This window comes from Streptomyces sp. NPDC001153, assembly GCF_053598315.1.
On record NZ_JBSFJZ010000107.1, the window covers coordinates 1 to 7,592 of the forward strand.

The window sequence follows — 7,592 nt, forward strand, 5'->3', positions numbered from 1 at the left end:
GATCCACGGCCGCGACTGACGTTTCCCCACGACCAGACCAACGAGCGGATAAGCCAGCAGTCACATGATCAACCACTTCTGTTAGGACTTCTAAGTGCGGTCGATCGGTCGACACCTTTGCTGCGCCCACCGGCGTTCCAGCAGCCGCCGGCTGGACGTATACGGCGGCCGTTTCACGGTTGAGGCCGAGCTCCAGCAGCCAGTCGGGTGCCGGCGGCCGATGCTGCTCGCCCTGCTGCCGCTCGTGCTCGCGCCGTTCCTCATCCGCGATCCGCTGGTCGATCTGGTCCAGCTGTCGCGCGGCCTGCTGCTCGACGATGCGGCGGGCGAACCGCAACATGTCGAGACGGGTCAGCGGGGAATCGTCGTGCACTTGGGTGTTCTGTGCCGTCGAAGATTGACGTGTGCCATCGAAGTTAAAGTGGCGTGGTTCACGAAGGCCGTGATCGTTGGGTGGGCGAGCAACGGCCGCTGGCGAGGGCATCAGTGAGATCTCGTCAACCCACACGGGGGCTTCCTGGCCGACACCATCACCAAGTAGCTGACGGAGGGCGGTTACATCACCGGCCGGGGACACCGGATGGCGCCGTACCGGGCGCCACGTCCTTATCGTTGCGCCATGACGGACGAACAGCTGCCCGCACAGGTCTTCCCGAACCGCTTTCCCGAGGCGGTGGACTCCCAGCCCGGGGTGCTGCAGGACCGCTGCCACTGCTTCAGCCAGGTCCGGGTGAGTCCGCCCGGCGCCGCGACGTCCTTCCACGCCGAGATCCAGGACACCAGTGCTCCGGGCTGGCTCCGGCTGCTGGAGCTGATCGAAGAGGCGGCGTCCGACGGGCGGGAGGAGTTCCGCCCGCTGCCGGAGCTGAGCCCTGAGGAGCGGCGGCAGATCGTGACGCTGCCGGCGTCGATCGGGCGACTGACGGCGGTGCGGACCCTTGTGCTGTACGGAAGCAACCTGGTCCGGATACCCCCGGAGATCGGCGACATGACAAGCCTGGAGGAGTTCAGCCCCTACACTTCGCGACGGCTGCACTGGTTCCCGTACGAAATCACGCGATGCGCTCGGCTGGTGAACAGCACGGTGAGCACACGCTCGATCTACGGCAACTACAAGTACCGGCCGCCGTTCCCGCGTCTCCTCCCGCCCGGCGATACGGTCCTGGACCTCGACGGCCTGGCTCCCGCCCGCTGGGGCACCACCGCGGCACGCACCTGCAGTGTCTGCACCGGCCCGATCTCGGCGCCGGGCCCGCACCAGGCGTGGCTCTCCCAGGTGGTGGCGACCGACGTCCTGCCGCTACTGGTCAACGCCTGCTCCAAGGCGTGCCTCGATGCTCTGCCACCTGGGGCGAAGGGCTACATCCCTACACATCATCGGGGCGGCGCGATCGAACAGCCTCCGTCGCGTTGACCATCGTCACCTGGGGCACCGGGGCGGTGTGCTTGCCACCCCGGCGCTGGGGCCATCGTCTCTCTCCTTGCGTGGTACGGCCTATTGTGGCCGTGTGCACTTCGGAGAGTCGCGCTGATAGCCGATCCGGGCAACTGGTGAGGTGACGCCCCGGCAGCGATCCTGGCGTAGGCCGGACCCCGGCCTGCGTGCGGCCTGCGCACCGAGGATTTAGCGTCGCTGGCAGCGATCCCGTAGCTCGGCGATGAGTGCCTTCTCGTGCGTGTTGAGATCCCCGTCCGACGGTGGCGACCCGGTGGTCGGCTTGGACAACGTCGCTGAGATCGCCGGGCTCGGCGTCGATGCGGTGCCATACCTCGGCGAGCTGACCCACCGCCGGCACCTGCTCGCCGAAGCCCGTCGTCACCTCGCTCTCGTCCTGCGCGGCCGCCGCCGCGAGCCGGGCCTGGACGAGCAAATCGTGGACGCCGCGCGCGCCACGTACTGCCTGGACATCAGCGAGCTGAAGACGCTGCGCGGCCTGCTGCCCGCCTACCTCCTCTACACCGCCCGCTGGTCGCTGGCCGACCTCGAACCCGCCCGCCGCCCGCCGACCACCCTCCCGGACCCGGACCGGCGGCCCCCGGCCGACCCAGGCACACCGTCCGCGCCGCCCCGGCCCTCGGACCTGGGGCCGGGGCAGTGGGAGGTACCTCGCGTTCCGTTGCAGTACGAGCGGGCCGTCCTCGCCGGCGCGGTGCTCCGCGAGAAGCTGCGCACCACCGTCACCGCTGCGCGGGGCCGGGCGTACGACGTCGTCACGCACCCCAGCAGGCGGCGATGCCCGAGCAGCTGCTCGCACCCCGGCCCGCCGACCGGGAGCACGACGACCAGGAGCCGGAGGCCGGCCGCCGGGAGGCGGTCGACCTGACGGCGCTACGGGCCTTGAGGAAGTCCCCCACGGATGTGGAAGCCCTCGATCTCACGGCCGAGCGACTGCGCCACCTTCAGGACGCGTTCACCAAGGCGGCCGCCGACTCCCGCGCCCGCTAGGGCCGCTACGCTGAACAGGACGATGCCGACCCAGTACACCCGGTGCGCGAGGACGACCAGCGGGTTCACCGCCCGCAGGAGCCCGGACCGCACCACGGCCGGGAGGCCGGCCACTGAGCGCACCGATGCCGCGCACCCGATGTTGTGCGCTTCTTGTTCGATAGTGGCCAGGCCCGAGCCCCGACTTCTGGCCGCGGCAGCAGCCGACGCCCAGCGGTGGCGCCGGGCGACCGGGTCAGGACGTCCAGCAGGTGTAGGTGAACCAGGTCTGGACCTCGTCGGCGGACAGCACACGAGTCAGCTCGGCCGTCCCCGGGAGCATCGGGAAGAACCGGTCGGCGTTCCAACTGCGCGGGTACATCGGCTCGTCCAGCACGAGCAGGCGGCGTCCCTCCACAACGGGGATGTCGTCGGGCAGCCCCTCGTTCCAGATCCGCTCCCCGTCCGGGGCGAGGAGTTCGAAGGCCCCGGTCGCGACGGCCCCGGTGCGCCCTTGGGCGGGCTCGGGGCCCGTGGCCAGGCGGACGCTCTCCGCCGACGGTGCGGTGCCGGGCACGTGGCCGCCGCCGACGAGGACGTGGGCGAGCAGCGTGTGCAACTGGAAGTTGTCCCCGATGCCGCCGATGCGCACTTCGAACCCGGTCCCGGTGGGCCGGTGCAACACCACCAGGGGCTCGTCGTCCAGGATCGCCAGCGCGTAAGCCAGGCACTTGAGGTCGTGCCGCTCCAGGGCCGCCAGGTCGCGGCAGGCGGGCAGGAGCGCGGATGCGTGCCGACGGCGCACCTCGGTGCTGCGGCACAGCACGGCCAGCGCGGGGGGCTGCCACTGCTCGACCGAGCACCAGGCCAGCGCCAGCCGCAACGCCTCGTGCGCCTCGCCACCCAGCCGGGCCATCAGCGCGTCGTCGATGATCTTCTCGTCGGCGTCTGGCAGTTCGTCCCCGGCATCGCCGGCGGCGGCCCAGCGGCGGGCGAACTCCAGGGCATCGAGCAGGTCCCGGTGGGTGCCGTCGAGGACCGGCTCCGCACACGCCGCCGGATCGGCACCACGTTCCACGCAGAAGCCGGCCATGGTCGCCAGCATCGGGCGCGGACCGGTGGGCGGAAAGGCAGGGAGTAGCGCGGCCAACCGGGGTCCCACCGGCACGCATTCGGTGCCCGTCGCCGACTGCAGACCACTCATCGCCGCGTTGAACGCTCGCTCGGTGCGGCCACCGTCGCGAGCGGCCACTGCCTGCTCCAGCTCTGACATGACGGCGGCCAGGTCCGCGGCCTTCTGATTCCTTCTGAAGATCACCGGCACACCTTAGGCCTGAGGTCTGACAGGTGTCATCAGGCCACGTCGTTCGAAGATTCCGGACCTCTCCGTGCTGTCGAAACTGGTGAACATGTGCTGTCGGTTCTCGGGCTCTGACTCAATTTCTGTGAAGCGTGCACGCTGAGTAATGAGGTGGGTAGGACGGTTCCGGCTGGTTAGGCTGCGAGCCATGAGTGGACCGGTGTTGGTGGTCGAGTTGGCGGAGGCCGTCCCCCGCGCTGCGATTCAGCAGCTCCGTGACCTTCTGGTTCGCTCCTCGGCACGGTTTGAGGAGAAGCGGGTCGGCGAGTACGACCTGAACATTCAGGCGGAGAGCCTCGGCATCTCGTACACCGGGGGCGTGGACGGACGGCGGCCCGTTCTGGTCTCCGTCATGGGGGCGGGCATCGGCGACGAGTCCGTCTTCGAGGCTGAGCACGCTGACGAAGTCGATCAGGAGCCTCTCATCGGCTTCACGCCGACCCACGCCGTCCACGTCGTCGCCTTCTGCAACCGTCCAGTCGACCACGTCGTCACGGCCCTACTGACCGCCGCCGTCATGGACGTGATCGGCGGCGTTGTCAACGCCGAACTAAGGGAGGACCAGGTACCCATCGTGGCCGGTCTTCCCGGCGTCATCGCCATGGTGACCGATCCATTGCCCACCACGTACGGTTCGGCGGAGTTCCTCAGAGCATGGGCTCGGCAGCCCGGCTTCCAACTGCTGAAGTAGCCGGAACTCGGTCAGCCGGCTCAGGCGAGTAGTACCCGCTTGCGTAAGAGCCTGAAGCCTGCGCGGCCGAACATCTGGCGCTTGAGCATCTTGATCCGGTTGACGTGGCCTTCGACGTACCCGAGTTCCAGGGCAGGGTGAAGCCGGCGATGACGGCGTCGAGGTCTCGGTCGATGCCGGCGGCGAGGGTGTGGAGGCTGGGCAGGTCGTCCTGCCGGACGGCGTTGAGCCATTGGGGCAGGAGGTCGCCCTGGCGCTCGGTGGGCATGACCGCGAAGGAGCGGACGTGCCGAGTGAGGGCGTCGAGTTCGGAGCAGTGGGTGCGGACGGTCTTGAGCTGGAGCTGTTCGGGCTCGGTCAGGGTTTCTGGGCGGCGGAGGATCCATCCGGCGGCCGTACGGGGCGAGGGTGGCCGGGCGGTCACCGGCCGCGGCGAGGTGCGCTTCTTGTGCAGGTAGGCGCGGACGCGCTGGTAGCTGCCTTTGTAGCCGAGCGGCACGATCTCCTCCCACAGTTTCCAGGCGTTGGGGCAGCCCTCTTTCCACCGGTCGTCGAGGGAGGTCTTGTACTCGTCGAGGACGGAGGGCCGGTTCTGCCACTGGCCGGTGAAGAGTTCTTCCGGCCGGGCGGCGTCGGCGAGCTGTTTGACGATGCGCCAGGTCATCCCGAGCTGCCGCTGGATCGAGCGGCGGCTGTGCCCGGCCTCCAGCAGTGCGTGAACAGCGGCGTGCCGGGCCCGGCTGCGGTCGGCGAACCGGTGCCCGGTCGGCCAGGGCGAGCCGGACGGCTCCTCTCCAGGGGCGGGCTCCGGCTCAGGCTCGGGTGCTGCCGGGGCCAAAGCTCGCAGGCAGCGGGGTGCTGGGCGACGGCTCGTTCGGCGGCTTCGCTCAGGTGGTGCCAGAGATGCCACCGGTCCGCGACCTGGATAGCCTCCGGGGCGCCGGTGGTGGCGCCTTCCGCGAAAAACGGCGCCCGGTCCCGGCAGACGCGCCCGGTCCCGGCAGACGACCTCAACGCCTGGCCGTTCGGCGAGCCAGGCCGCCAGGCTGGATGCCTCCCGGTCGGGCAGCAGGTCGATGGGGCGGCGGGTCTCGATGTCGACGAGGACGGTGCCGGAGTGGCGGCCCTTGCGGGTGGCGTACTCGTCGACGTCGACCACACGTGGACGGCCGCCTCGGGATCGGGAGAGCGTCGACCAGCCGGAGCACCGTGCTGCGGCTGACGGGCACCCCCAGGACGCGGGCGATGCGGGCTCCGGCCCGGCCCGCGAGGGCCAGACCGACCGCAGCCAGAGTCGAGCGCAGCCGCTCGGTCCGCTGACCATGCCGGCATGTCACGCCGGGTATCTGCTCGACGAAAGTACGGCGTGAGCGCCCACGGTTCCCGCAGGCGAACCGACGAACCCTGAGCTGGAGAACAACGCTTCGGCCTCCGCTCGGAACATCAGCGGGAAACCTCAGGTAGGAACCATGAACCCGGTTCGACCAGACCCCGCAGACCGGGCACACGGCGCCGTCCGCAGTGCATTGCGCGTCAACGCGCACCATCTCGATGTTCACGTCCACCGACAGCACCGCGACGTCCGCGATCTAGGGGAACAACAACTCCTCCAGCCGGAGCATGACCTCTTCCACGGCCCCGAACTGTCGGTCCACTTGCCTTGCCCGCGGACTGATTTCGGGCGACTTTGCGTACGGCCCGGAGCAGCTCAGACGTCACTCAGAGTGGCCGCTTCAGAGAAGTTGAGCCGAGCCGGTTCTCGTGAACAGAGCCACGCGTGGCCTGTCCCGCAAAGGGGACACGAGGTGTCTGGATTGGCTTCTAGCGTCCTGCTGGAAACCGTCGAAAGGACACCAAGCCATGCGTATCGCAGTCACGACGCCCACCGGCAACGTCGGACGACACGTTGTCGCCATGCTCCTGCGGGCCGGAGTCCGTCCACGGGTACTGGCGCGCGATCCCGGACGGCTCGCGCCCGACGTGCGTCGCGAGGTCGAGGCGGTCGCGGTGGACCAGCGCGACACCAAGGCTGTCGTCGCCGCCACTGCCGGGGCCGACGCCCTGTTCTGGGTGGATCCCCCGTCGGTGGGCGAAGATCCGCTTGGGGACTACGAGTTGGCCACGGCGAGCGTCGTGCACGCCGTCAGGGAGAACGGCATCGAGCGGACGGTCTTCCAGAGCAGCGTCGGCGCCGAGAAGCGCCACGGAGCCGGCGAGATCGACGGTCTCGCGGGAACCGAGCTCGCCCTCGACTCCCTCGGTGCCACCGTCGCGCACCTGCGCTGCGGCTACTTCTTCACCAACCTGGAGCTCCAGCTCGATGCCGTACGCACCGGCGTCATTCCCGTGATCCTGCCCTTGGACCAGCCCCTTGCCTGGGTCGCGCCGCGTGACATCGCGGAGGTCGCCGTGACCCGGCTGCTGTCGACCGGCTGGTCCGGACGCTGTGTCCAGGCCGTCCACGGCCCGGCCGACCTCACCTGGCCGCAGGCTGCCGAGATCGTGTCCGCCGCCATCGGCCGCCCGCTGCGCGCAGAGCGGGTCAGCGACGATGCGATGCGTAACCTGCTGCGCACATCCGGAATGGCCGACGGCCTGGTCGAAGCGGTCGTCGGGATGTCGACCGGGCTGCGGAACGGCTTCGTCCCGGAACAGCCGCGAACCCTGCACACCACCACCCCCACCACTTTGGCTGCCTGGGCCTACGACGTACTCCGCCCCCAGCTGTGACCGCGTGCGTCCCAGGCCTTCGGCTTTGTGGAAGCCGAAGAGGAGGTGCTGCTTTGAGGCCCGGACAAGCTCACCTATCCGATGCGACAAACCGGACATGACGGCTGGCCAGTTCGGCTTCTGAGAGAGGGATTGATGACCACCGCCACCGAGCTGGCCACCCGACGTCAAGCTGACTCACGCCGCTGGCCTCACCGAGGCAGACCTCGACGAGTTGGACCGCTTCATCAAGGACCGACTCAACGCAGTACAGGGCGCACACCCGTACGACAGTGACGAGTGGCGTGCGGGGGGGGGGGGGGGGGGGCTAATAACCCCCCTGTAAACTGATTATCCCCACCCGGACCTACAGACACCGCGTTTCAATAAGCGGTTGGACGGGCTGG

The 7,592-nt window shown here is 69.3% G+C and carries 9 protein-coding genes; 4 read left to right on the plus strand and 5 right to left on the minus strand.

Annotation, left to right across the window (positions count from 1 at the left end; genetic code table 11):
- On the minus strand, window positions 1-508 hold a 508-nt coding region (locus ACWDEN_RS47630; protein WP_450864357.1), incomplete at its 3' end, for a hypothetical protein.
- Window positions 509-619: 111 nt separating this feature from the next.
- On the opposite strand from ACWDEN_RS47630, the gene ACWDEN_RS47635 reads away from it, so the two are divergent.
- Window positions 620-1,414: a leucine-rich repeat domain-containing protein gene (locus ACWDEN_RS47635; protein ID WP_351623200.1), complete on the plus strand. Its 795-nt coding sequence runs from the start codon at window positions 620-622 to the stop codon at window positions 1,412-1,414.
- A 304-nt stretch (window positions 1,415-1,718) separates the two neighbouring features.
- Window positions 1,719-2,324 carry a hypothetical protein gene (locus ACWDEN_RS47640; protein WP_450864359.1) on the plus strand — a complete coding sequence of 202 codons (606 nt, stop codon included), beginning with the start codon at window positions 1,719-1,721 and terminating at the stop codon, window positions 2,322-2,324.
- A gap of 5 nt (window positions 2,325-2,329) precedes the next feature.
- Here ACWDEN_RS47640 and ACWDEN_RS47645 read toward each other — a convergent pair whose 3' ends face one another.
- Both ACWDEN_RS47645 and ACWDEN_RS47650 read right to left on the minus strand, forming a co-directional pair.
- Window positions 2,330-2,569 carry a hypothetical protein gene (locus ACWDEN_RS47645; protein ID WP_450864361.1) on the minus strand — a complete coding sequence of 80 codons (240 nt, stop codon included), beginning with the start codon at window positions 2,567-2,569 and terminating at the stop codon, window positions 2,330-2,332.
- A gap of 112 nt (window positions 2,570-2,681) precedes the next feature.
- Window positions 2,682-3,743 (minus strand): hypothetical protein, encoded by a 1,062-nt coding sequence (locus tag ACWDEN_RS47650; protein ID WP_450864362.1) that lies wholly within the window; start codon window positions 3,741-3,743, stop codon window positions 2,682-2,684.
- A 190-nt stretch (window positions 3,744-3,933) separates the two neighbouring features.
- On the opposite strand from ACWDEN_RS47650, the gene ACWDEN_RS47655 reads away from it, so the two are divergent.
- Window positions 3,934-4,476, plus strand: coding sequence for a DUF6368 family protein (locus ACWDEN_RS47655; protein WP_450864364.1), 543 nt, complete (start codon window positions 3,934-3,936; stop codon window positions 4,474-4,476).
- Here the strand turns inward: ACWDEN_RS47655 and ACWDEN_RS47660 are convergent.
- Together ACWDEN_RS47660 and ACWDEN_RS47665 are read right to left on the minus strand one after the other, a co-directional pair.
- On the minus strand, window positions 4,433-5,314 hold the full coding sequence (locus tag ACWDEN_RS47660) for a hypothetical protein (RefSeq protein ID WP_450864370.1): 882 nt from the start codon (window positions 5,312-5,314) through the stop codon (window positions 4,433-4,435). The genes ACWDEN_RS47655 and ACWDEN_RS47660 overlap by 44 nt on opposite strands.
- A gap of 172 nt (window positions 5,315-5,486) precedes the next feature.
- On the minus strand, window positions 5,487-6,023 hold the full coding sequence (locus ACWDEN_RS47665; RefSeq protein WP_450864368.1) for a transposase family protein: 537 nt from the start codon (window positions 6,021-6,023) through the stop codon (window positions 5,487-5,489).
- A 313-nt stretch (window positions 6,024-6,336) separates the two neighbouring features.
- Here ACWDEN_RS47665 and ACWDEN_RS47670 point away from each other — a divergent pair, with 313 nt between their 5' ends.
- Window positions 6,337-7,206 (plus strand): NmrA family NAD(P)-binding protein, encoded by an 870-nt coding sequence (locus ACWDEN_RS47670; protein WP_450864366.1) that lies wholly within the window; start codon window positions 6,337-6,339, stop codon window positions 7,204-7,206.
- Window positions 7,207-7,592: the final 386 nt, after the last annotated feature.

What these genes read in the sequence shown, in the direction of transcription:
- ACWDEN_RS47670 (WP_450864366.1), top strand. Translation starts at nt 6,337, where the DNA reads ATGCGTATCGCAGTCACGACGCCCACCGGCAACGTCGGACGACACGTT.
- ACWDEN_RS47655 (WP_450864364.1), top strand. Translation starts at nt 3,934, where the DNA reads ATGAGTGGACCGGTGTTGGTGGTCGAGTTGGCGGAGGCCGTCCCCCGC.
- ACWDEN_RS47665 (WP_450864368.1), bottom strand. Translation starts at nt 6,023, where the DNA reads ATGGTGCGCGTTGACGCGCAATGCACTGCGGACGGCGCCGTGTGCCCG.
- ACWDEN_RS47635 (WP_351623200.1), top strand. Translation starts at nt 620, where the DNA reads ATGACGGACGAACAGCTGCCCGCACAGGTCTTCCCGAACCGCTTTCCC.